Origin of the sequence: Arthrobacter terricola (genome assembly GCF_004354015.1) — a bacterium.
Lineage (GTDB): Bacteria > Actinomycetota > Actinomycetes > Actinomycetales > Micrococcaceae > Arthrobacter > Arthrobacter terricola.
Genome location: NZ_SMRU01000103.1, coordinates 1 through 1,287, shown reverse-complemented (window position 1 = coordinate 1,287; position 1,287 = coordinate 1). Strand labels below are relative to the sequence as shown.

Annotated in this window: 2 protein-coding genes; both read right to left on the bottom strand. The window is 65.0% G+C overall.

Annotated elements, in window-relative coordinates; all coding sequences use genetic code 11:
- On the bottom strand, positions 1–970 hold a 970-nt coding region (locus E1809_RS26470), incomplete at its 3' end, for a glycosyltransferase (protein WP_133207177.1).
- A gap of 26 nt (positions 971–996) precedes the next feature.
- The coding region (locus tag E1809_RS26960; RefSeq protein WP_165962522.1) for a hypothetical protein at positions 997–1,287 on the bottom strand (291 nt) is incomplete at its 5' end.

Here is a 1,287-nt window from a genome sequence, read left to right as displayed (position 1 = left end):
CACGCGCGCCTTTCGCGGCGGCCGCGTCCCGCCAGCCAGGGGTGGTGTCGGCGAAGAATTCCCAGACTTCGCTCAGGGTGGAGGGTTCCTCCCAGGGCTTGGGTTTCCAGACGAAGTGGAGCACGGCCAGTGTCCCGCCGACGCCGTTCAGTCGGACCTTCATGCCGGGGTCGAGGCGGGCCGTCTCGAGGTTGGTGAGCAGCCTCGGGGACGCGATCCGGTATCCGCTGGTCCCGAAATGTTCGTTGAAGTAGGAGTATTCGGCGCGGCTGTTGAACCTGGACCCGACCTCGCGGAAGGGTTCATACGGGTTGGCGTAGAACGCGGCGATGTTCAGCATCGCCTGTTCCAGGCCCCAGATTTCGCGGTGGTAGTCCTTGATGAACTCCAGAACCGGGCGCATCCGGTTCAGGTAGTAGTCGCGCCGGGTCGCCCAGATACCGGAGTTGAAGGTGATGGTTTCCTCGTCGAGCGGCCCGAAGCGGGCCGTGATCGCGGCGTGCGCGGCGATCTGCCCCTCACGGGTGACGTCCCGGAGAGCGCGGCCGGTGATTTCCGGCATTCCCCAGAAGTGCGTCTTCATGTTGGATGGCGGGATCTCACCGGTGGCGGCGAACCCGTGCTCGAACGCTGCCTGGATGAGCGGTTCGAGGGAGTCCAGGACGACCGCGTCCGCGTCGAGGTGGACGATGACTTCGTGCTCGGGGAGGGTAATTTCAAGCCCGGCGAACACGGTCGTGTTGTAGCGGGCGGCTTTGGAGGAATCCAGCGTGTACTGGCCGAACTGCGGCCGGGTGACGTGCACGTCGCCCAGCGACGCAATGATGTCCAGCTCGGCCGCGGTCAGACCGGTGTCCACAAGGTAGACCGGGTAGCTGTGTCCGACCCGCCGCAGGCTGTTCAGCAGTGCGATGAGGCCGGGGAAGTAGTTGCTGTCGCACCGGGTGTAGATGCCGACGTCTGCAGTCATGGTTTGTTTCTCCTGCCGTGGAAGTATCAGTGAAGGATGGTGCCGGAGAAGTACGCCGAAGCACCCCGGTCGATGATGGTCATCCCGGATCCGCCGGCGGCGATGGCGTTGACCCAGATTTCGGCGAGCCTGGCACGGGCGATGTCCGTGCCTTCGGCGCGGGCGAAGACGCCCAGCAGCTGCGTGGTTCCGGACACGGTGTACGCGCCGAGGTGGACGGTTTTGGCTTTCCGGGCGAATCCGGCAGTGTCCCGGAGTACCGCTTCCAGCCCTTCGCGTTCGTAGTCCCTGTCCGCGAGCACACCACTGTCCAGCAC